Here is a 21,582-nt window from a genome sequence, read left to right as displayed (position 1 = left end):
GCGCGCCTGACTTTATCTCTTGCCGGTTAGCCGGCCCTGTACCGCTTTGCCTTTCTGAATGCTTTACCTGCTGTAACCGGCGCTTGCTGGTGTGCACCGGGAAGCTCGCACCTGTAGCACCGAGCACAGGCACATCGAAAGGCATGTATTCAAAGTCAGTAGATGCAAGAGGTTGAACCCAGATGTTACTGATGATCGACAACTACGACTCCTTTACCTACAACGTCGTGCAATACCTCGGCGAGCTGGGTGCAGAGGTCAAGGTCATTCGCAATGACGAACTGACCATCGCCCAGATCGAAGCCCTTAACCCCGAGCGCATTGTCGTTTCCCCTGGCCCCTGCACCCCGACCGAAGCCGGTGTGTCGCTGGAGGCCATCAAGCATTTTGCCGGCAAGCTGCCGATCCTCGGGGTATGCCTGGGCCACCAGTCCATCGGCCAGGCCTTCGGCGGTGAAGTCGTGCGCGCCCGCCAGGTGATGCATGGCAAGACCAGCCCGGTGCTGCACAAGGACCAGGGCGTGTTTGCCGGCCTCAACAACCCGCTGACCGTCACCCGTTACCACTCGCTGGTGGTCAAGCGCGAAACCCTGCCCGATTGCCTGGAACTGACCGCCTGGACCGCCCTTGAAGACGGCTCGGTGGACGAGATCATGGGCCTGCGCCATAAAGAGCTGAACATCGAAGGGGTGCAGTTCCACCCCGAATCGATCCTCACCGAGCAGGGCCACGAGCTGTTCGCCAACTTCCTCAAGCAGACCGGCGGCCGCCGTTAAGGATCGAACATGGATATCAAGAGCGCGCTGAGCCGCATCGTCGGCCACCTGGACCTGAGCACCGAAGAAATGCGGGACGTCATGCGCGAAATCATGACCGGCCAATGCACCGAGGCGCAGATCGGCGCCTTCATGATGGGCATGCGCATGAAGAGCGAGAGCATCGATGAAATCGTCGGTGCCGTGTCGGTGATGCGCGAGCTGGCCGACAAGGTCGAGCTCAACACCCTCGACCAGGTGGTCGACGTGGTCGGCACTGGCGGTGATGGCGCCAACATCTTCAACGTATCCACCGCTTCGGCCTTCGTCGTCGCCGCCGCCGGTTGCACCGTGGCCAAGCACGGTAACCGTGCGGTCTCGGGCAAGAGTGGCAGCGCCGACCTGCTGGAAGCCGCTGGCATCTACCTGAACCTGACGCCGGTTCAGGTCGCACGCTGCATCGATAGCGTCGGCATTGGCTTCATGTTTGCCCAGACCCACCACAAGGCGATGAAATACGCCGCTGGCCCGCGTCGTGACCTGGGCTTGCGTACCCTGTTCAACATGCTCGGCCCGCTTACGAATCCGGCCGGGGTCAAGCACCAGGTCGTCGGCGTGTTCACCCAGGCACTGTGCCGCCCACTGGCTGAAGTGCTGCAACGCCTGGGCAGCAAGCATGTGCTGGTGGTGCATTCGAAAGATGGCCTGGACGAATTCAGCCTGGCGGCGCCAACCTTCGTTGCTGAACTCAAGAACGACCAGATCAGCGAGTACTGGGTCGAGCCCGAAGACCTCGGCATGAAAAGCCAGAGCCTGCATGGCCTGGCCGTGGAGAGCCCGGCCAAGTCGCTGGAGCTGATCCGCGATGCCCTGGGCCGGCGCAAGACCGAGAACGGCCAGAAGGCTGCGGAAATGATTGTGCTCAACGCCGGCGCCGCACTGTACGCCGCCGACCACGCCATGAGCCTCAAGCAGGGCGTGGAGCTGGCTCACGACGCATTGCACACTGGCCTTGCCCGGGAAAAACTCGAAGAGCTCGGTGCCTTTACCGCGGTATTCAAGCAGGAGAATGAAGGATGAGTGTGCCGACGGTTCTGGAAAACATTCTGGCGCGCAAGGTCGAGGAAGTCGCCGAGCGCAGCGCCCGTGTCAGCCTTGCCGAGCTTGAACGCCTGGCGGCCGCTGCCGATGCGCCACGCGGTTTTGCCAAGGCCCTTATCGAACAGGCCAAGCGCAAGCAGCCTGCAGTCATTGCCGAAATCAAGAAAGCCTCGCCAAGCAAGGGCGTGATCCGCGAAAACTTCATTCCGGCCGACATTGCCGTCAGCTACGAGAAGGGCGGCGCGACCTGCCTGTCGGTGCTGACCGACGTCGATTACTTCCAGGGCGGCGACATCTACCTGCAACAGGCGCGCGCCGCGTGCAAGCTGCCGGTGATTCGCAAGGACTTCATGATCGATCCTTATCAGATCGTCGAAGCCCGGGCCTTGGGCGCCGACTGTGTGCTGCTGATCGTTGCCGCGCTGGATGATGTGAAGATGGCCGAATTGGCCGCGACGGCAAAAGGCGTGGGCCTTGATGTGCTGGTCGAAGTGCACGACGGCGACGAGCTGGAGCGGGCGCTGAAGACTCTCGACACGCCGCTGGTGGGCGTCAACAACCGCAACCTGCACACCTTTGAAGTCAGCCTGGAAACCACCCTCGACCTGCTGCCGCGCATCCCCCGTGATCGCCTGGCCATCACCGAGAGCGGCATCCTCAACCGCGCCGACGTCGAGCTGATGGAAATCAACGAGGTCTACTCCTTCCTGGTCGGCGAAGCGTTCATGCGCGCCGAGCACCCGGGGCTGGAGCTGCAGCGCCTGTTCTTCCCGGAGCGTGTGGTGCAGAACCCGGTGCAAGGCCTGGACTGATTCAACTCTGAAGCCGGCGATGCCGGCTTTTTTGTCTCTACAAGGTTAATGCGATGACTGATCAAGTGCTTGATGTCACTGTCGAGGCCGGGCTGCACGCCGAACAGGAACTGCTGGCGGCGGTATGCAAGGGCGAAAAGGATCATGGCCTGTTGTTCTGGCGACCGACCGATCATGCCCTGGTCATGCCCCGGCGCATGAGCCGCCTCGAAGGCTTCGAGGCGGCCTGCGCCGAGCTTGCGATTGCCGGTTGGCCGGTGCTGCTGCGCGAAACCGGTGGTGAGCCAGTGCCGCAGTCGCCGGCGGTGCTCAACATCGCCCTGGTTTACGTCGCGCCGAAAAGCGAAGGTGATCACGGCCGTATCGAAAACGCCTACGAGCGTCTGTGCCTGCCGCTGTGTGATGTGCTGCGCGAATGGGGCGGGATGGCGTCGGTGGGGGAAATCGAAGGGGCGTTCTGTGATGGCCGCTACAACGTCAACCTTAACGGTCGCAAACTGGTCGGCACTGCCCAGCGCTGGCGCCAGGGCCTGGGTGGCAAGCGCCCGGTGGTGTTGGTTCATGGTGCGTTGCTGCTGGATAACGAGCGCGAGTCGATGGTGGCGGCGGTCAACCGCTTCAACGAATGCTGCGAGCTGGAGCAGCGCTGCCTGGCCGACAGCCACATCGCTTTGCACGAGGTGGTACCCGAGGCGCCACTGCTCGAGCGCCTTGGCCAGGCCTATGCCGAAGTGATCAAAGGCATCGCCCGCGATTAACGGGTACCGAAGACCACCATGGTCTTGCCCTTGACGTGTACCAGGCTGCGCTCTTCGAGATCCTTGAGGACGCGGCCAACCATCTCCCGCGAACAACCGACGATGCGGCCGATTTCCTGGCGGGTGATCTTGATCTGCATGCCGTCGGGGTGGGTCATGGCGTCTGGCTGCTTGCACAATTCCAGCAGGCAGCGGGCTACCCGGCCGGTGACGTCGAAGAAGGCCAGGTCGCCGACCTTGCGCGTGGTGTTGCGCAGGCGCTGGGCCATCTGGCTGCCCAGGGCATAGAGAATGTCCGGGTCGTGACGCGCCAGTTCACGGAATTTTTCGTAGCTGATTTCTGCAACTTCACATTCGCTTTTGGCCCGCACCCAGGCGCTGCGCTGGTGTTCCTGGCCGGCTGGTTCAAACAGCCCCAGCTCGCCGAAAAAGTCGCCACTGTTGAGGTAGGCGATGATCATTTCGTGGCCGTTGTCATCCTCGATAAGGATGGTCACCGAGCCCTTGACGATAAAGGACAGGGTTTCGGCCTTGTCACCGGCGCAGATGATGTTGCTCTTGGCCGCATAGCGGCGGCGCTGGCAATGGACCAGCAGCTTGTCGATGTTCTTGATCTTGGCTGGAAGGGCTGATGCAACCATGGCTGGATCCCGGTCAGGAGGCGACGCTTCAATTTCTTTTATAGATAGTCTGGCGATAAGCGCCAGTGATTTGGCGTCAGCTTATCAGACACTTGTCCTTCTATCGGCAGATTTACTCATGCGCTTGAGCTTTTCCGCCGGGCTCGCAGGGTCTAAGCTGGCAGTCTTTTTTCAATCAAGGGAGTCCAGGTAATGAAGGCGCGTATCCAGTGGGCAGGTGAAGCCATGTTTCTGGGCGAATCGGGCAGTGGCCATGTGGTCGTGATGGATGGCCCGCCCGAGGCCGGTGGCCGCAACCTGGGTGTACGGCCCATGGAAATGCTGCTGTTGGGCCTGGGTGGCTGCAGCAACTTCGATGTGGTCAGCATCCTGAAGAAATCCCGCCAGGCAGTAGAGAGCTGCGAAGCTTTCCTTGAAGCCGAGCGCGCCAGCGAAGACCCGAAGGTATTCACCAAAATCCACCTGAATTTCGTGGTCAAGGGCCGTGGCCTGAAAGAAGCCCAGGTCAAGCGTGCGGTCGAGCTGTCGGCAGAGAAGTATTGCTCGGCCTCGATCATGCTCGGCCGGGCCGGTGTCGAGATCACCCACAGCTACGAGATTGTCGAGCTCGGTTGATTACCAGCAAGCCCGCTCCTGTGGGGGCGGGCTAACGGCGCAGGCGCTCCAGCCCGATCAGCCAGGCCAGCCCCGGAACCAGCGCCACCACCAACCAGTGCAGGTTGAAGACGAGCAGACCGACGATTTCTGCGCTACTCCAGGTATTGCCAAAGGCGTCGGCAAATATCAGGCACTGCAGCCAGGCCGTCAGCGCGGCCGATAGCACAAAGGCCAAGGCAAGCAGGCGCTGCCTGTGAATGAAGCAGCCGGCCAGCAGCAACAGCAGTTGCCCGGGCAGTGAGAACACCCACAGGTCGACGGCACTGTTGCCATCAGGTTGGGAGATGTCAGGCAGTTTCAGGCTAAAGGGTTCCCCGCTCATGCCGGCAGTCAGCAGGCACACGAACAGATAAGCCACCAGCACCAGCCCCAGGCTTTGCAGCAAGCGAAGGCAAAATAACCGAATCATCAGTGGCGCAACCCCGGCAGCAGCTTCAGCAAGCCTTGCGGCAATCGCGCCTGCAAACGGCTGCTCAAAGCCTCGCGGTGCTTCTGATAGAAAAGCCCCAAGCCAATCACGCCCAACCCGATCAGGGTCAGCACCACCGGGAACAGCAGCGACTCGGCAAACACCTCGTAAGACAGGTAACCCAGGTACATCGCCACGCCCATGCCACCAAAGACCATGAACAGCGGACGGCGCAGCAACAGTGCTATGCCCATCAGGCCAAGGTTGATCAGACCATAAAGCGCTTTGTCCCATTCACTGTCGGTATCCAGCAGCGGCAAGCCGAGCCAGAAGGCCAGCAATCCGGCCAGATAGCCCCAGAAGGCATAGTCCTGGCGGGTGCGACCGTCGATCACCAGGAACACCAGCAATGTCGCCAGGCCAAACCACAGTGACACCGTACGCCGCTGATTCCAGTCGAAGGCCTCGCCATAGAACCATTCGCTCAGGTCCATGGACATGAACCACAAGGCCACGGCAATCGGCATGACGATGAACGGAAACGGGATCAGGCGCAGCATCAACAAGCCGGCCAGTATCGTCGCCGCCTCCATCAGCAGCCAACCGTCCTGCACGTAGGTGTAGTAGTTGTGGTAGTTGCCCTGGGCGTTGTCCAGTAGCCAGAAACCGCTGAGTCGCTCCGCCGCAAACACTGCCAGCGGTACGATGCTCACCGCCACCGCAGCAAGTACGCCAGCAGGGATGACCTGGCCGCGGCGTTGCATTAGCAAGGCGCCCAGGGTCAGTACGCCGATATAAATCAGTGAGACCAGCAGCAGGGCGCTGTCACCGACGCGCATCCAGGCTTCACTGAGCAGCCAGCCCATGGCGGCCATGATCAGCAGGGCGCCGAAGTAAAACGCCACGTGGGCCAGCTGGAAACTGGCCTGGGTTTGCGGCTGGCGCTTGAGAAATTCAAGCAGGGCCTGATCCTGGCCCGGGTTCAGAACGCCGGCGCTGACTGCGCGGGCCAGGTCCTTGGCGTCGAAGCGTTCCGTCATCGGTGGTCCTAGATACGATAAGTGCTTTTGGTCATGACCTTGGCCATCAGGCTCATGCCGAACTTGACCGGTGCCGGGAAGCGGAAGCCGCCAGCATCCAGGGCCGATTCGGCATGTTGCTCTTCGTCGATGCGCATCTGCTCAAGAATCGCCCGGGATTTCTCATCCTCGGCCGGGATTTGCTCCAGGTGTTCGTCCAGGTGCTTGCACACCTGATGCTCGGTGGCGGCGACAAAACCCAGGCTGACCTTGTCGCTGACCAGGCCAGCGAGGGCGCCGATGCCGAAGGACATACCGTAGAACAGCGGGTTGAGCACGCTGGGGTGGCTGCCGAGCTGGCGAATGCGTTGTTCGCACCAGGCCAGGTGGTCGATTTCTTCTTCGGCGGCGTGTTCCATGGCCTTGCGAACCTGGGGCAGCTTGGCGGTCAGGGCCTGGCCCTGGTACAGCGCCTGGGCACAGACTTCACCGGTATGGTTGATACGCATGAGCCCGGCCACATGGCGGGTCTGGGTTTCGTCGAGGGTGACATCCGGCTGGATGATCGCCGGCGACGGCCGGGAAGGCTGGCCGCTGAAGGGCAGCAAGGTGCGCATGGCGGTGTCGGCCTGCAGCAACAAGCGGTCGAGCGGGGAATAGTGACGTTCGGTAGCCATCGGGCACCTCCGCAAGAATGTGCCCGACAGTTTACCCCAATCGCGATGCCGGGGCTTGCCCTGGATCAGCCTGGTGGCCAGTGCATCTGACGCTGGCCAAGCACGTGCATATGAATGTGGTAGACGGTCTGCCCACCCAGCTCATTGCAGTTCATGACCACGCGAAAGCCGTCTTCGCAGCCCAGTTCCTTGGCCAGCCGCTGGGCGGTGAACAGGATGTGCCCGGCCAGGCCCTTGTCTTCTTCGGTCAGATCGTTGAGGGTGCGGATCGGTTTTTTCGGGATGACCAGAAAATGTACCGGTGCCTGCGGGGCGATATCGTGGAAGGCCAGAACCTGGTCGTCCTCGTAGATGATCTTGGCCGGGATTTCCCGGTTGATGATCTTGGTAAACAGAGTATCCACTACGGCTGCTCCATGAGGGTGATCGGACTTGAGTGTACGCAGGCCAGACGCTTGCGCCCAGCCCTGTACAACTAGCGCGGGCAATAGGCCTGGTTGATGGCACCGGCCAGCTTGCGTGCCAGCCAGCGCGATAGCCAGCGCGGGCTGAAGGCCAGCCAGCGGTTGCGCCGGCCGGGGATGATCAATGCGCGGTTCTTGTCCAGGGCGCGTACGGTATACAGCGCGACTTCTTCCGGGCTCAGGCTGCGTTGGCCGTTTTCCAGCCGCGGGATACGTCGCAACGGCGAACGCACCGGGCCTGGGCACAGCACCGAAACCTTGATGCCGGTGCGTTTGAGCTCTTCGCGCAGGCCTTCGGAAAAGTGCAGCACATAGGCTTTGCTTGCCGCGTAGCTGCTCATCCACGGGCCGGGCGCGAAGGCGGCAAGCGAAGCGACGTTGAGTATCTGCCCGCCGCCCTGAACCGCCATGGCATTGCCAAGGGCGTGGCAGAGGCGGGTCAGGGCGAGGATGTTCACCTCGATCAGGTCCTGCTCATCGCTCCATTCCTGGGCCAGAAAGTGCCCGTAGGAGCGAATGCCGGCGCAGTTGACCAGCAAGTCGATGTGCCGCTCGCTTTCTTCCAGCTCCAGCAGGAACCCCGACAACCGCAACGGCTCGCCCAGGTCGCAGGCACGAAACAGCACTTCGACGCCAAACCGCTGGGTCAGCTCGATGGCGATGCTTTCCAGCGGGTCGCGCTGTCGGGCCACCAGGATCAAATTGCGTCCCCGACGTGCCAGCGCCTCGGCCAGTGCCAGGCCCAAGCCGCTGGAGGCACCGGTGATCATGGCGTAACGGGTCATGCAGTTCTCCAGTCGGGAAGGGTGGCCAAAGTGCGCAGTTTACAGGTGCCGGGCCCGGAGTGCTGCTACCCGTGGCGTGTCTAGATGCCGGGGCGGGTGACGGTGACGTATGCAAGCCCGGCAACCAGGACCAGCCACAGCCAGGCCAGGATCACCACTGCGTTGTTGTTGGGCACTGGCGGCGCACCGAAGCGGTTGCTGCCACGCGTGCCGGGCATCAGTACCAGCACCAGGATGAAGAAGTTGCCGACCCATGGAAGGATCGACAGCCAGCAGAACCAGCCGCTCCAGTTCAGGTCGTGCAGGCGCTGGACAATGAACAGCATGCTCAGGATCCGTGCCGACAACAGGCCGATCATCATCAGGCCGCCGAGGTCCAGCGACATTGAACTGGACAGCAAGGCCACCAGGAAAATGCCGCCGATGGTCGCAGCGAACAAGACCAGGCTCCAGGCCAGCAGGCGCACGCGGCCAATTCGCCCTTCCAGGCTCATGACCTTGGGTTTGCTCGAGTTGGCGAGAGTCAGGGTGTCATACATGCGGGCTTCCTTTGCCGTGATAAAACGTGAGTCAGCCCGGCCAGCGATGGCCAAGGGCTGTGGCCGAGGCGTGCGCCTGGCGGTATTCGGTATCCAGGCGGGTAATCAGTTGCTCGACCGAGCAGAGCTGGTCGATGGCACCGACACCTTGTCCGGCAGACCAGACGGTCTTCCAGGCCTTGGCCTCGTCGTCGATGGGTTTGAGCTTGGTCTCGGTGTGGCTGCGCAGGGCGGCCATGTCGAAACCGGCGTTTTCCAGGCTCTGGCGCATGAAGCTGGCAGGCACCCCGGAAACCGCAGCGGTGTGGATGATATCGGCTGCCTTGGCTTCAAGCATCATTTCTTTGTAAGGCCCCGGCGCCTGGCTCTCGTGGGTGGCGATAAAGCGCGTACCCAGGTAGGCGAGGTCAGCGCCCAGCAACTGCGCGGCGAGGATTTCCTGGCCACGGTTTATGCAACCGGCCAGCAGCAAGGTCTTGTCGAAGAACTGGCGAATCTCGGCGATCAGGGCGAACGGGCTCCAGGTGCCAGCGTGGCCGCCGGCGCCCGCGGCTACGGCAATCAGACCGTCGACACCGGCCTCGGCGGCTTTCTCGGCATGCCGGCGGGTGGTCACGTCATGGAACACCAGGCCGCCATAGCTGTGCACGGCATCGACCAGTTCCTTCACCGCCCCGAGGCTGGTGATGACGATCGGCACCTTGTGCTCGACGCACAACGCCAGGTCTGCCTGCAGGCGCGGGTTGCTCTGGTGCACGATCAGGTTGACGGCATAGGGTGCAGGTTTGTCGAGGGCCGCCAGGCCCGTTTCGATCTCTTCCAGCCAAGCCTTGAAGCCTGCGCTGTCGCGCTGGTTCAGGGCCGGGAAACTGCCGACCACCCCGTTGGCACAACAGGCCAGTACCAGTTGCGGATTGGAGATCAGAAACATCGGCGCCGCTACCACCGGCAGGCGCAAGCGTTGTTCGAGCAGGGCAGGCAATGACATGGCAGGTTTCCCGAGGCTGAGTATGGGTTTAGGTTAGAACGGTTTGACCACCACCAGAATTACCACGGCCAGCAGGACCAGCACCGGCACTTCATTGAACCAGCGGTAGAACACGTGGCTGCGGGTGTTTTCGCCGCGGGCGAAGCGCTTGAGCTGTGCGCCGCACATATGGTGGTAACCGATCAGCAGCACCACCAGGGTGAGCTTGGCGTGCATCCAGCCCTGGCTCATGAAGCCCGGGGTCAGGCTCAGCAGCCAGATGCCGAAGACCAGGCTGGCGATCATCGCCGGCAGCATGATGCCGCGGTAGAGCTTGCGCTCCATGATCACGAAGCGTTCCTGGCTGATGCTGTCCTGGCTTTGTGCGTGATAGACGAACAGGCGCGGCAGGTAGAACAGGCCGGCAAACCAGCAGACCACGCTGACGATATGCAGCGCTTTGATCCAGAGAAAAAGCATGGGGTTGAGTTCCTTCAGGGTTCACGGTGGTCAGATAGTAGAGGCAAGGGGCCCGGCGAGCCATCGCAACAGTTGTGGGCGTGTTTCAGCGCCCCTATTATCGTGGGCTTTCCTGATGGTTCGTTGATAAGGGGCACGCGTTATGGTCAAGGTCGGTATCGTTGGCGGCACGGGTTACACCGGGGTCGAGCTGCTGCGTCTGTTGGCACAGCATCCACAGGCCGAGGTGGCAGTGATCACCTCGCGTTCCGAAGCTGGTCTGGCGGTTGCCGATATGTACCCGAACCTGCGTGGCCACTACGACGGCCTGGCCTTCAGCGTACCGGACGTGAAGACCCTGGCCGCCTGCGACGTAGTGTTCTTTGCCACCCCGCACGGTGTCGCCCACGCCCTGGCCGGCGAGCTGCTGGCCGCGGGCACCAAGGTCATCGACCTGTCCGCCGACTTCCGCCTGCAGGACGCCGATGAGTGGGCCAAGTGGTACGGCCAGCCGCACGGCGCGCCCGAGCTGCTCAAGGACGCGGTCTACGGTCTGCCTGAAGTCAATCGCGAGCAAATTCGCCAGGCACGCCTGATCGCCGTACCGGGTTGCTACCCAACCGCTACCCAGCTTGGCTTCCTGCCGCTGCTCGAAGCCGGTATCGCCGACGCCTCGCGGCTGATCGCCGACTGCAAATCCGGGGTCAGCGGCGCCGGCCGTGGCGCGGCGGTGGGCTCGCTGTTCTGTGAGGCGGGCGAAAGCATGAAGGCTTATGCGGTCAAGGGGCACCGTCACCTGCCGGAAATCACCCAGGGCCTGCGCCGGGCGGCGGGTGGTGATGTCGGACTGACCTTCGTGCCGCACCTGACCCCGATGATCCGCGGTATCCATTCGACCCTGTATGCAACCGTCGCCGATACCTCGGTCGATCTGCAGGCGCTATTCGAAAAACGCTACGCCGATGAACCGTTCGTCGACGTAATGCCGGCCGGCAGCCATCCGGAAACCCGCAGCGTGCGCGGTGCCAACGTCTGCCGAATTGCCGTGCACCGTCCACAAGGCGGCGACCTGGTGGTGGTGTTGTCGGTGATCGACAACCTGGTCAAGGGCGCGTCGGGGCAGGCGGTACAGAACCTCAACATCCTCTTTGGCCTGGACGAGCGCATGGGGCTTTCCCACGCCGGTCTGCTTCCGTAAACGCCAGCTTTCAAGCTGCAAGTAAAAGGTGTATGCGATCCGCTTATAGCTTGCGGCGCACCTCTTGCAGCTTTTGTATTGTTGACCGCTTTTCTCGGAGAAGCGGATAATGCGCGTCATCACGCATTATGGCGGCATAGCGCCGGGAGATAGTCAGCATGAGCGTCGAATCCTTCACCCCTGTGGCATTGCAGTTCACTGAGGGTGCAGCGCACAAGGTGAAGACCCTGGTCGATGAAGAAGGCAATGATCGCCTGAAGTTGCGAGTTTTCGTGACCGGCGGCGGTTGCTCGGGTTTTCAGTACGGTTTCACTTTCGATGAAGACGTTGCCGAAGACGACACCATCGTCGAGCGCGAAGGCGTGGCTCTGGTTGTCGATCCGATGAGTTTCCAGTATCTGGCAGGAGCCGAGGTGGATTACCAGGAAGGCCTGGAAGGCTCGCGTTTCGTTATCAAGAACCCGAACGCCACCACGACCTGTGGTTGCGGCTCTTCGTTCTCGATCTGATCGCCAGGGCAGTACCGCAAACGCCGCGCTGATGCGCGGCGTTTTGCTGTCTGCGAGTTATGCCGGGTAGATCGCGCCCAGTACCCGCAGGCCACGGGCAGCGGTGACGCTGGGGCGGTTGGCGGGGATGCGCTGCAGGCAGCAGTGGGCCAGCCAGGCAAAGGCCATGGCCTCAACCCAGTCAGGGTCGATCCCGCAAGCGGCAGTGCTGCTGACCCGGGCGTTGGGCAGCAGGGCTGCCAGGCGCTGCATCAGCACGCTGTTGTGGGCGCCGCCGCCGCAGACCAGCAGTGCCTGGGTATCATGCTGTGCCGCTTGCAGCGAGCTGACGATGCTACGGGCGGTCAGTTCCAGCAGGGTGGCCTGCACGTCTTCATCCCGAAGGCTTGGCTGAGGGGCCAGGTGCTGATTGAGCCAAGGCAGGTTGAACACTTCGCGGCCGGTACTTTTCGGGCCGCTGCCTGCGAAGAACGGATCGCTCAGCAGCGAGGCGAGCAGGCCTGGGATAACCTGGCCGGTGCCCGCCCAGGCACCATTGGCGTCATAGCTGTGCCCTTGTTTCTGCTGAATCCAGGCATCGAGCAGCACGTTACCCGGCCCGCAGTCGAAGCCGCTGACTGGTTTGTCCTGCTCGATCAGGCTCAGATTGCTGAAGCCACCGACATTGAGCACCGCCAGGCGTTGGCCCTGATGGGCGAACAGGGCTTCGTGAAAGGCCGGTACCAGGGGAGCGCCCTGGCCGCCGGCGGCAACGTCACGGCGACGGAAGTCGCTGACCACGCTGATGCCGGTAAGCTCAGCCAGCAGCGCCGGGTTGCCGATCTGTACGGTAAAGCCGCGCGCCGGTTCGTGGCGGATGGTCTGGCCGTGGCTGCCGATGGCGCGAATGGCCTCGGGCGTGAGGTTGCGCGCGGCCAGCAGGTGCTGGATACCTTCGGCGGCAAGCTGCACCCAGCGGTTTTCGGCCAGGGCGGCGCGGGCAATCTCGTCCGGCCCGCTGGCGCACAGGGCCAGCAGGTCCTGGCGCAGGTCGGCGGGCATGGGGATGTAATGGGTGGCGAGCAGCGTGAGTTGCTGCTCCTGTTCGATCAAGGCGATGTCAAGGCCATCGAGGCTGGTCCCGGACATCACACCCAGATAGAGCGGCATTGCTTAACGCTTGCTCGAAGCAAGCAGGGTGGCCTTTTCCTGGTCCATGCGCGCGACCAGTGGCTGGCTTTGCTGCAGGAAACGCTGGCGCTCGGCCTTGGCGATCGGGTCAGCCATTGGCAACTTCTGCCCGAGCGGGTCGACGTGGACGCCGTTGACCTGGAACTCGTAGTGCAGGTGCGGGCCGGTAGACAGGCCGGTGGTGCCAATGTAGCCGATGATTTGCCCTTGCTTGACGGTGCCGCCGGTCTTCACGCCCTTGGCGAAGCCCTGCATGTGCCCGTACAGGGTCTGGTAGCGGTTACCGTGCTGGATGATCACGGTGTTGCCGTAGCCGCCGCGGCGGCCTGCCAGCAGCACTTTACCGTCACCGGCCGCCTTGATCGGTGTGCCGCGTGGTGCTGCGTAGTCGACACCTTTGTGCGCGCGGATCTTGTTCAGGATCGGGTGCTTGCGGCCAGCCGAGAAGCGCGAGCTGATGCGGGCGAAATCAACCGGAGTGCGGATGAACGCCTTGCGCATGCTGTTGCCGTCGGCGGTGTAGTAGTTGGTGTTACCCTGCTTGTTGGTGTAGCGCACTGCGGTGAAACTCTTGCCGCGGTTGGTGAAGCGGGCAGAGAGGATATTGCCGGTACCGACGACCTTGCCGTTCATGACCTTCTGTTCATAGATCACGTCGAACTCGTCGCCCTGGCGGATATCCTGGGCGAAGTCGATGTCATACCCGAAGATGCGCGCCATATCCATGGTCAGGTTGTGATTCAGGCCGGCACGCTGGGCCGAGGCCGACAGCGAACTCTTGATCACGCCATGTACATAGGCCGAGCGCACCACGGGCTTGCTGATTTCACGGTTGAACGCGTAACCGTTTGCGCTCTTGGTCAGGCGAATGGTTTCCAGGTCGCTGAGCTTGCTGTGCAGGCTGGCCAGCTGACCGTCCTTGTCCAGTTCGATCTGCAGTACCTGGCCATGCTTGAGCTGGCTGAACTGCTTGGCCTGCTTGTTACTGGCCAGCACTTCATGCACAGCGGTAGCCGGCAGGCCGACCTTGGCGAACAGGGTCGACAGGGTATCGCCGCGGCTTACGGTGACTTCGCGGTGGCTTGGGTCCTTGGCTGGCGCGGCTTCGGCAGCGGCGGGCGCAGGCTCGGTCTTAGCGGTTTCCTCGGTTGCTGCGGCGCTGTTGTCGATCTGCGCAAACGGCGAGGGGGCGGCGTCGGTGTTCTGGGTAAGTGGGGCGTCCTGTTCCTGCTTGAGTTGCTCTGCCGGGCTTTCCAGCTCCAGGTTCAGGGTGGTTTTCTTGGCTTCGACCTCGCTGGATGGGAACACCAGCAAGGCCAGGCTGAGTAAGGCGGCGATGCCGCTGGCGGCCAACAGGTGGCTCTTCGGATAAAGCGGGGGCGCTTTAGGCGGTTCGTTGGTCATAGATGAATTGACTTTGAAATAGATGAAGTGGAAAAGATGAATGACATGATGAAGATGAAATAACTGTATAAAATATAACCAAATCCCCTTCAGCGCAAGCGCGCAGACGTCATCAGTCGGCTTCGAGGTCACACTCGGGGCAAAAACTTGTATTTGATGGCTGATCTTGTATGGTTGGGTCCCTTTGAATCTGAGCCTTACGGGTCTGTTATGAAGTCGGTTGAAGAGCAGCTAGCGCTGATCAAGCGTGGAGCGGAAGAGGTACTGGTCGAGTCCGAGTTGGTCGAGAAGCTCAAGCGCGGGCAGCCGCTGCGGATCAAGGCGGGTTTTGACCCGACTGCGCCTGACCTGCACCTGGGGCATACCGTCCTGATCAACAAGCTGCGCCAGTTCCAGGATCTGGGTCACCAGGTGATCTTCCTGATTGGCGACTTCACCGGCATGATCGGTGACCCGAGCGGCAAGAGCGCTACCCGTCCGCCGCTGACCCGCGAGCAGGTACTGGATAACGCCGAGACCTATAAACAGCAGGTGTTCAAGATTCTCGACCCGGCCAAGACCGAAGTCGCGTTCAACTCCACCTGGATGGACAAGCTCACCCCGGCCGACTTCATTCGCCTGGCGTCGCAGTACACCGTGGCGCGCATGCTCGAGCGCGACGACTTCGACAAGCGCTACACCACCAACCAGCCGATCGCGATCCATGAGTTCCTCTATCCGCTGGTGCAGGGTTATGACTCGGTGGCACTCAAGTGCGACGTCGAGCTCGGCGGTACCGACCAGAAGTTCAACCTGCTTATGGGGCGCGAGCTGCAACGTGCTTACGGCCAGGAAGCACAGAACATCGTGACCATGCCGCTGCTCGAAGGGCTCGACGGCGTGAAGAAGATGTCCAAGTCCCTGGGCAATTATGTCGGCATCCAGGAAGCCCCTGGGGTGATGTACAGCAAGCTCGTGTCGATTCCTGACACCCTGATGTGGCGTTACTTCGAACTGCTGAGCTTCCGTTCCATGGAAGAGATCGAGCAGTTGCGTGCCGATGTCGCCAATGGCGCAAACCCGCGTGACATTAAGATCAAGCTGGCGGAAGAGATCGTTGCCCGCTTCCATGGCGAGGAGGCTGCCGCCAATGCTCACCGCGCGGCAGGTAACCGTATGAAAGAGGGCGAGTTGCCGGAGGATCTGCCTGAGGTTGAGGTCTCTGCGGCTGAAGGCTTGCCGATCGCTGCCGTGTTGAACCGCGCGGGTCTGGTGAAGAACTCGGCGATGGCGCGGGATCTGCTCAATGGCGGCGCGGTGAAGGTCGACGGTGCGGTGGTTGATCGTGATTTCATGTTTGCACTTGGCGCGACCCATGTATGCCAGGCGGGCAAGAAGGCATTTGCCCGGGTTACCCTCAAGGCTGAGTAGGCGGTAGCGGCAAGCTATAAGCTGCAAGCTACAAGTTGAGCGCGGTGCCTCTGCTTTTACTTGCAGCTTGAAGCTTGCTACTTATAGCCAAAACGCCCCCGCTGAAACAAAGTTGAAATAAGTCCTTGACGCCCCCGCAGATCTCTCTATAATTCGCCCCACTTCCGGCGCAGTCGGAACTGAAAACTCCTTGAGTTTCAAAGAGTTAGCGGTTCCAGGGTCATCCGGAGGTGCTTCGATCGAAAGATCGGCAGCGGTGAAAAAGGCGGTTGACAGCGGTTTGAAACGCTGTAGAATTCGCCTCCCGCTACGAGAGATCGCAGCGAGTCAAGTGTTTGAAGCGAAACGAAAAACTTCAAAATAAACGCTTGACAGGCTCTGAGGAAAGCGTAGAATGCGCGCCTCGGTTGAGACGAAAAGCTCTTAACCAACCGCTCTTTAACAACTGAATCAAGCAATTCGTGTGGGTGCTTGTGAGCTCAGACTGATAGTCAAAAAGATTATCAGCATCACAAGTGGCTACACGAAAATCGAAAGATTTGAAAGTAAGTCATTTGAGATTGCTGAGCCAAGTTTAGGGTTTTCTCAAAACCCAAGCAGTATTGAACTGAAGAGTTTGATCATGGCTCAGATTGAACGCTGGCGGCAGGCCTAACACATGCAAGTCGAGCGGATGAGAAGAGCTTGCTCTTCGATTCAGCGGCGGACGGGTGAGTAATACCTAGGAATCTGCCTGGTAGTGGGGGACAACGTTTCGAAAGGAACGCTAATACCGCATACGTCCTACGGGAGAAAGCAGGGGACCTTCGGGCCTTGCGCTATCAGATGAGCCTAGGTCGGATTAGCTAGTTGGTGAGGTAATGGCTCACCAAGGCGACGATCCGTAACTGGTCTGAGAGGATGATCAGTCACACTGGAACTGAGACACGGTCCAGACTCCTACGGGAGGCAGCAGTGGGGAATATTGGACAATGGGCGAAAGCCTGATCCAGCCATGCCGCGTGTGTGAAGAAGGTCTTCGGATTGTAAAGCACTTTAAGTTGGGAGGAAGGGTACTTACCTAATACGTGAGTATTTTGACGTTACCGACAGAATAAGCACCGGCTAACTCTGTGCCAGCAGCCGCGGTAATACAGAGGGTGCAAGCGTTAATCGGAATTACTGGGCGTAAAGCGCGCGTAGGTGGTTCGTTAAGTTGGATGTGAAATCCCCGGGCTCAACCTGGGAACTGCATCCAAAACTGGCGAGCTAGAGTAGGGCAGAGGGTGGTGGAATTTCCTGTGTAGCGGTGAAATGCGTAGATATAGGAAGGAACACCAGTGGCGAAGGCGACCACCTGGGCTCATACTGACACTGAGGTGCGAAAGCGTGGGGAGCAAACAGGATTAGATACCCTGGTAGTCCACGCCGTAAACGATGTCAACTAGCCGTTGGAATCCTTGAGATTTTAGTGGCGCAGCTAACGCATTAAGTTGACCGCCTGGGGAGTACGGCCGCAAGGTTAAAACTCAAATGAATTGACGGGGGCCCGCACAAGCGGTGGAGCATGTGGTTTAATTCGAAGCAACGCGAAGAACCTTACCAGGCCTTGACATGCAGAGAACTTTCCAGAGATGGATTGGTGCCTTCGGGAACTCTGACACAGGTGCTGCATGGCTGTCGTCAGCTCGTGTCGTGAGATGTTGGGTTAAGTCCCGTAACGAGCGCAACCCTTGTCCTTAGTTACCAGCACGTTATGGTGGGCACTCTAAGGAGACTGCCGGTGACAAACCGGAGGAAGGTGGGGATGACGTCAAGTCATCATGGCCCTTACGGCCTGGGCTACACACGTGCTACAATGGTCGGTACAGAGGGTTGCCAAGCCGCGAGGTGGAGCTAATCTCACAAAACCGATCGTAGTCCGGATCGCAGTCTGCAACTCGACTGCGTGAAGTCGGAATCGCTAGTAATCGCGAATCAGAATGTCGCGGTGAATACGTTCCCGGGCCTTGTACACACCGCCCGTCACACCATGGGAGTGGGTTGCACCAGAAGTAGCTAGTCTAACCTTCGGGAGGACGGTTACCACGGTGTGATTCATGACTGGGGTGAAGTCGTAACAAGGTAGCCGTAGGGGAACCTGCGGCTGGATCACCTCCTTAATCGACAGACATCAGCTGTCTTATGAGCTCCCACACGAATTGCTTGATTCATTGAAGAAGACGATTGGGTCTGTAGCTCAGTTGGTTAGAGCGCACCCCTGATAAGGGTGAGGTCGGCAGTTCGAATCTGCCCAGACCCACCAATTACATGTGGTGCAGCCTGTAGCAATACGGGGCCATAGCTCAGCTGGGAGAGCGCCTGCCTTGCACGCAGGAGGTCAGCGGTTCGATCCCGCTTGGCTCCACCACCTTACGTCAAAGCTTAGAAATGAATATTCGTATCGAATATTGATTTCTGAACTTTTTCAGAATCGTTCTTTAAAAATTTGGGTATGTGATAGAAAGATAGACTGGACAGCACTTTCACTGGTGTGTGTTCAGGCTAAGGTAAAATTTGTGAGTAATTACAAGTTTTCGGCGAATGTTGTCTTCACAGTATAACCAGATTGCTTGGGGTTATATGGTCAAGTGAAGAAGCGCATACGGTGGATGCCTTGGCAGTCAGAGGCGATGAAAGACGTGGTAGCCTGCGATAAGCTTCGGGGAGTCGGCAAACAGACTTTGATCCGGAGATCTCTGAATGGGGGAACCCACTCAGCATAAGCTGAGTATCTTGTACTGAATACATAGGTGCAAGAGGCGAACCAGGGGAACTGAAACATCTAAGTACCCTGAGGAAAAGAAATCAACCGAGATTCCCTTAGTAGTGGCGAGCGAACGGGGACTAGCCCTTAAGTGGCTTTGAGATTAGCGGAACGCTCTGGAAAGTGCGGCCATAGTGGGTGATAGCCCTGTACGCGAAAATCTCTTAGTCATGAAATCGAGTAGGACGGAGCACGAGAAACTTTGTCTGAATATGGGGGGACCATCCTCCAAGGCTAAATACTACTGACTGACCGATAGTGAACCAGTACCGTGAGGGAAAGGCGAAAAGAACCCCGGAGAGGGGAGTGAAATAGATCCTGAAACCGTATGCGTACAAGCAGTGGGAGCCTACTTTGTTAGGTGACTGCGTACCTTTTGTATAATGGGTCAGCGACTTATATTCAGTGGCGAGCTTAACCGAATAGGGGAGGCGTAGCGAAAGCGAGTCTTAATAGGGCGTTTAGTCGCTGGGTATAGACCCGAAACCGGGCGATCTATCCATGGGCAGGTTGAAGGTTAGGTAACACTGACTGGAGGACCGAACCGACTACCGTTGAAAAGTTAGCGGATGACCTGTGGATCGGAGTGAAAGGCTAATCAAGCTCGGAGATAGCTGGTTCTCCTCGAAAGCTATTTAGGTAGCGCCTCATGTATCACTGTAGGGGGTAGAGCACTGTTTCGGCTAGGGGGTCATCCCGACTTACCAAACCGATGCAAACTCCGAATACCTACAAGTGCCGAGCATGGGAGACACACGGCGGGTGCTAACGTCCGTCGTGAAAAGGGAAACAACCCAGACCGTCAGCTAAGGTCCCAAAGTTATGGTTAAGTGGGAAACGATGTGGGAAGGCTTAGACAGCTAGGAGGTTGGCTTAGAAGCAGCCACCCTTTAAAGAAAGCGTAATAGCTCACTAGTCGAGTCGGCCTGCGCGGAAGATGTAACGGGGCTCAAACCATACACCGAAGCTACGGGTATCACTTAGGTGATGCGGTAGAGGAGCGTTCTGTAAGCCTGTGAAGGTGAGTTGAGAAGCTTGCTGGAGGTATCAGAAGTGCGAATGCTGACATGAGTAACGACAATGGGAGTGAAAAACTCCCACGCCGAAAGACCAAGGTTTCCTGCGCAACGTTAATCGACGCAGGGTTAGTCGGTCCCTAAGGCGAGGCTGAAAAGCGTAGTCGATGGAAAACAGGTTAATATTCCTGTACTTCTGGTTATTGCGATGGAGGGACGGAGAAGGCTAGGCCAGCTTGGCGTTGGTTGTCCAAGTTTAAGGTGGTAGGCTGAGATCTTAGGTAAATCCGGGATCTTAAGGCCGAGAGCTGATGACGAGTTGCCATTAGGCGACGAAGTGGTTGATGCCATGCTTCCAAGAAAAGCTTCTAAGCTTCAGATAACCAGGAACCGTACCCCAAACCGACACAGGTGGTTGGGTAGAGAATACCAAGGCGCTTGAGAGAACTCGGGTGAAGGAACTAGGCAAAATGGCACCGTAACTTCGGGAGAAGGTGCGCCGGTGAGGGTGAGGGACTTGCTCCGTAAGCCCATGCCGGTCGAAGATACCAGGCCGCTGCGACTGTTTATTAAAAACACAGCACTCTGCAAACACGAAAGTGGACGTATAGGGTGTGACGCCTGCCCGGTGCCGGAAGGTTAATTGATGGGGTTAGCTAACGCGAAGCTCTTGATCGAAGCCCCGGTAAACGGCGGCCGTAACTATAACGGTCCTAAGGTAGCGAAATTCCTTGTCGGGTAAGTTCCGACCTGCACGAATGGCGTAACGATGGCGGCGCTGTCTCCACCCGAGACTCAGTGAAATTGAAATCGCTGTGAAGATGCAGTGTATCCGCGGCTAGACGGAAAGACCCCGTGAACCTTTACTATAGCTTTGCACTGGACTTTGAATTTGCTTGTGTAGGATAGGTGGGAGGCTTTGAAGCGTGGACGCCAGTTCGCGTGGAGCCATCCTTGAAATACCACCCTGGCAACTTTGAGGTTCTAACTCAGGTCCGTTATCCGGATCGAGGACAGTGTATGGTGGGTAGTTTGACTGGGGCGGTCTCCTCCTAAAGAGTAACGGAGGAGTACGAAGGTGCGCTCAGACCGGTCGGAAATCGGTCGTAGAGTATAAAGGCAAAAGCGCGCTTGACTGCGAGACAGACACGTCGAGCAGGTACGAAAGTAGGTCTTAGTGATCCGGTGGTTCTGTATGGAAGGGCCATCGCTCAACGGATAAAAGGTACTCCGGGGATAACAGGCTGATACCGCCCAAGAGTTCATATCGACGGCGGTGTTTGGCACCTCGATGTCGGCTCATCACATCCTGGGGCTGAAGCCGGTCCCAAGGGTATGGCTGTTCGCCATTTAAAGTGGTACGCGAGCTGGGTTTAGAACGTCGTGAGACAGTTCGGTCCCTATCTGCCGTGGACGTTTGAGATTTGAGAGGGGCTGCTCCTAGTACGAGAGGACCGGAGTGGACGAACCTCTGGTGTTCCGGTTGTCACGCCAGTGGCATTGCCGGGTAGCTATGTTCGGAAGAGATAACCGCTGAAAGCATCTAAGCGGGAAACTTGCCTCAAGATGAGATCTCACTGGAGCCTTGAGCTCCCTGAAGGGCCGTCGAAGACTACGACGTTGATAGGTTGGGTGTGTAAGCGCTGTGAGGCGTTGAGCTAACCAATACTAATTGCCCGTGAGGCTTGACCATATAACACCCAAGCAATTTGCGTCGAAGACCAGATTGCGGTGTTGTGAAGACTGCACAGCCGAAGATTTGTAACTCACAAACATCACATACCCGATTCGCTGGAGTGTCTGAACAAGACCTTCTGGCAACAGAATTTCTTGACGACCATAGAGCATTGGAACCACCTGATCCCATCCCGAACTCAGCAGTGAAACGATGCATCGCCGATGGTAGTGTGGGGTTTCCCCATGTGAGAGTAGGTCATCGTCAAGATTAAATTCCGAAACCCCTATCTGCATATGCAGGTAGGGGTTTTGTCTTTCTGGCTGTTTCCTCTGCGGGCGGTGACCACAGAGGGCCATTCCTACAGCTCAG

19 protein-coding genes, 2 tRNA genes and 3 rRNA genes are annotated in these 21,582 nt (G+C 59.1%); 13 read left to right on the top strand and 11 right to left on the bottom strand.

Annotation, left to right across the window (positions count from 1 at the left end; all coding sequences use genetic code 11):
• Positions 1 to 182 precede the first annotated feature (182 nt).
• From ACZ9A3_RS21230 to ACZ9A3_RS21215, 4 genes are read left to right on the top strand one after another with little or no spacing between them, the layout of a single operon-like run.
• Positions 183 to 776: an aminodeoxychorismate/anthranilate synthase component II gene (locus tag ACZ9A3_RS21230; protein WP_045199321.1), complete on the top strand. Its 594-nt coding sequence runs from the start codon at positions 183 to 185 to the stop codon at positions 774 to 776.
• A gap of 9 nt (positions 777 to 785) precedes the next feature.
• Complete coding sequence (gene trpD, locus ACZ9A3_RS21225) at positions 786 to 1,835, top strand: anthranilate phosphoribosyltransferase (RefSeq protein WP_045199323.1); 1,050 nt, start codon at positions 786 to 788, stop codon at positions 1,833 to 1,835.
• A complete protein-coding gene (trpC, locus tag ACZ9A3_RS21220) occupies positions 1,832 to 2,668 on the top strand; it encodes an indole-3-glycerol phosphate synthase TrpC (protein WP_093378986.1) in 837 nt (278 codons plus the stop codon). The genes trpD and trpC overlap by 4 nt, the downstream gene beginning before the upstream one ends.
• A 53-nt stretch (positions 2,669 to 2,721) precedes the next feature.
• Positions 2,722 to 3,426 carry a lipoate--protein ligase family protein gene (locus ACZ9A3_RS21215; protein WP_093378989.1) on the top strand — a complete coding sequence of 235 codons (705 nt, stop codon included), beginning with the start codon at positions 2,722 to 2,724 and terminating at the stop codon, positions 3,424 to 3,426.
• Here ACZ9A3_RS21215 and crp read toward each other — a convergent pair.
• Positions 3,423 to 4,067, bottom strand: coding sequence for a cAMP-activated global transcriptional regulator CRP (crp, locus tag ACZ9A3_RS21210; protein ID WP_045199329.1), 645 nt, complete (start codon positions 4,065 to 4,067; stop codon positions 3,423 to 3,425). The two genes, ACZ9A3_RS21215 and crp, sit on opposite strands and share 4 nt — an antisense overlap.
• A 192-nt stretch (positions 4,068 to 4,259) precedes the next feature.
• Between crp and ACZ9A3_RS21205 the strand changes: the two genes are divergently transcribed.
• Positions 4,260 to 4,682, top strand: a complete 423-nt coding sequence (locus ACZ9A3_RS21205) for an OsmC family protein (RefSeq protein WP_010221469.1) — start codon at positions 4,260 to 4,262, stop codon at positions 4,680 to 4,682.
• A 31-nt stretch (positions 4,683 to 4,713) separates the two neighbouring features.
• Here the strand turns inward: ACZ9A3_RS21205 and ACZ9A3_RS21200 are convergent, their stop codons facing one another.
• The 8 genes from ACZ9A3_RS21200 to hemJ form a co-directional block, all read right to left on the bottom strand.
• Complete coding sequence (locus ACZ9A3_RS21200) at positions 4,714 to 5,133, bottom strand: hypothetical protein (protein ID WP_052676536.1); 420 nt, start codon at positions 5,131 to 5,133, stop codon at positions 4,714 to 4,716.
• A complete protein-coding gene (locus tag ACZ9A3_RS21195; protein WP_123565389.1) occupies positions 5,133 to 6,173 on the bottom strand; it encodes a DUF2157 domain-containing protein in 1,041 nt (346 codons plus the stop codon). The genes ACZ9A3_RS21200 and ACZ9A3_RS21195 overlap by 1 nt, the downstream gene beginning before the upstream one ends.
• 8 nt (positions 6,174 to 6,181) lie before the next feature.
• Positions 6,182 to 6,829 carry a 2-polyprenyl-3-methyl-6-methoxy-1,4-benzoquinone monooxygenase gene (gene coq7, locus ACZ9A3_RS21190; protein ID WP_045199333.1) on the bottom strand — a complete coding sequence of 216 codons (648 nt, stop codon included), beginning with the start codon at positions 6,827 to 6,829 and terminating at the stop codon, positions 6,182 to 6,184.
• 65 nt (positions 6,830 to 6,894) lie between these two features.
• Positions 6,895 to 7,233 (bottom strand): histidine triad nucleotide-binding protein, encoded by a 339-nt coding sequence (locus ACZ9A3_RS21185; protein ID WP_045199336.1) that lies wholly within the window; start codon positions 7,231 to 7,233, stop codon positions 6,895 to 6,897.
• A 71-nt stretch (positions 7,234 to 7,304) separates the two neighbouring features.
• Positions 7,305 to 8,078, bottom strand: coding sequence for an SDR family NAD(P)-dependent oxidoreductase (locus ACZ9A3_RS21180; protein ID WP_045199338.1), 774 nt, complete (start codon positions 8,076 to 8,078; stop codon positions 7,305 to 7,307).
• An 80-nt stretch (positions 8,079 to 8,158) separates the two neighbouring features.
• Positions 8,159 to 8,617 (bottom strand): DUF805 domain-containing protein, encoded by a 459-nt coding sequence (locus tag ACZ9A3_RS21175; RefSeq protein ID WP_052676537.1) that lies wholly within the window; start codon positions 8,615 to 8,617, stop codon positions 8,159 to 8,161.
• Between the two features lie 31 nt (positions 8,618 to 8,648).
• Positions 8,649 to 9,605 (bottom strand): NAD(P)H-dependent flavin oxidoreductase, encoded by a 957-nt coding sequence (locus ACZ9A3_RS21170; RefSeq protein ID WP_093378996.1) that lies wholly within the window; start codon positions 9,603 to 9,605, stop codon positions 8,649 to 8,651.
• Positions 9,606 to 9,638: 33 nt separating this feature from the next.
• Positions 9,639 to 10,064, bottom strand: coding sequence for a protoporphyrinogen oxidase HemJ (hemJ, locus tag ACZ9A3_RS21165; RefSeq protein WP_045199341.1), 426 nt, complete (start codon positions 10,062 to 10,064; stop codon positions 9,639 to 9,641).
• Between the two features lie 142 nt (positions 10,065 to 10,206).
• Here hemJ and argC point away from each other — a divergent pair, with 142 nt between their 5' ends.
• A complete protein-coding gene (argC, locus tag ACZ9A3_RS21160) occupies positions 10,207 to 11,241 on the top strand; it encodes an N-acetyl-gamma-glutamyl-phosphate reductase (RefSeq protein WP_213603112.1) in 1,035 nt (344 codons plus the stop codon).
• 158 nt (positions 11,242 to 11,399) lie between these two features.
• Positions 11,400 to 11,750, top strand: a complete 351-nt coding sequence (gene erpA, locus ACZ9A3_RS21155; protein ID WP_010221479.1) for an iron-sulfur cluster insertion protein ErpA — start codon at positions 11,400 to 11,402, stop codon at positions 11,748 to 11,750.
• A gap of 57 nt (positions 11,751 to 11,807) precedes the next feature.
• Here erpA and ACZ9A3_RS21150 read toward each other — a convergent pair whose 3' ends face one another.
• Together ACZ9A3_RS21150 and ACZ9A3_RS21145 are read right to left on the bottom strand one after the other, a co-directional pair.
• Positions 11,808 to 12,899 carry an anhydro-N-acetylmuramic acid kinase gene (locus ACZ9A3_RS21150; RefSeq protein WP_476253086.1) on the bottom strand — a complete coding sequence of 364 codons (1,092 nt, stop codon included), beginning with the start codon at positions 12,897 to 12,899 and terminating at the stop codon, positions 11,808 to 11,810.
• Positions 12,900 to 12,902: 3 nt separating this feature from the next.
• Positions 12,903 to 14,324, bottom strand: coding sequence for a peptidoglycan DD-metalloendopeptidase family protein (locus ACZ9A3_RS21145; protein ID WP_045199347.1), 1,422 nt, complete (start codon positions 14,322 to 14,324; stop codon positions 12,903 to 12,905).
• Positions 14,325 to 14,534: 210 nt separating this feature from the next.
• On the opposite strand from ACZ9A3_RS21145, the gene tyrS reads away from it, so the two are divergent.
• From tyrS to rrf, 6 genes are all read left to right on the top strand, one after another.
• The gene (tyrS, locus tag ACZ9A3_RS21140; RefSeq protein ID WP_045199348.1) at positions 14,535 to 15,734 is read left to right on the top strand and encodes a tyrosine--tRNA ligase; all 1,200 of its coding nucleotides are present in this window, start codon (positions 14,535 to 14,537) and stop codon (positions 15,732 to 15,734) included.
• Positions 15,735 to 16,338: 604 nt separating this feature from the next.
• Positions 16,339 to 17,875: ribosomal RNA gene (locus ACZ9A3_RS21135) — 16S ribosomal RNA — on the top strand.
• A 66-nt stretch (positions 17,876 to 17,941) separates the two neighbouring features.
• Positions 17,942 to 18,018, top strand: a tRNA-Ile gene (locus ACZ9A3_RS21130).
• Positions 18,019 to 18,047: 29 nt separating this feature from the next.
• A tRNA-Ala gene (locus ACZ9A3_RS21125) sits at positions 18,048 to 18,123 on the top strand.
• Positions 18,124 to 18,337: 214 nt separating this feature from the next.
• Positions 18,338 to 21,228 (top strand): 23S ribosomal RNA (locus ACZ9A3_RS21120).
• 136 nt (positions 21,229 to 21,364) lie between these two features.
• Positions 21,365 to 21,480 (top strand): 5S ribosomal RNA (gene rrf / locus ACZ9A3_RS21115).
• Together the 16S, 23S and 5S rRNA genes with 2 tRNA genes alongside form the textbook arrangement of a ribosomal RNA operon.
• Positions 21,481 to 21,582: the final 102 nt, after the last annotated feature.

The organism is Pseudomonas sp. TE4620 (genome assembly GCF_056279045.1).
The sequence above is the reverse complement of the archived record's forward strand: the minus strand, read 5'-3'. Positions and strand labels throughout refer to the sequence as shown.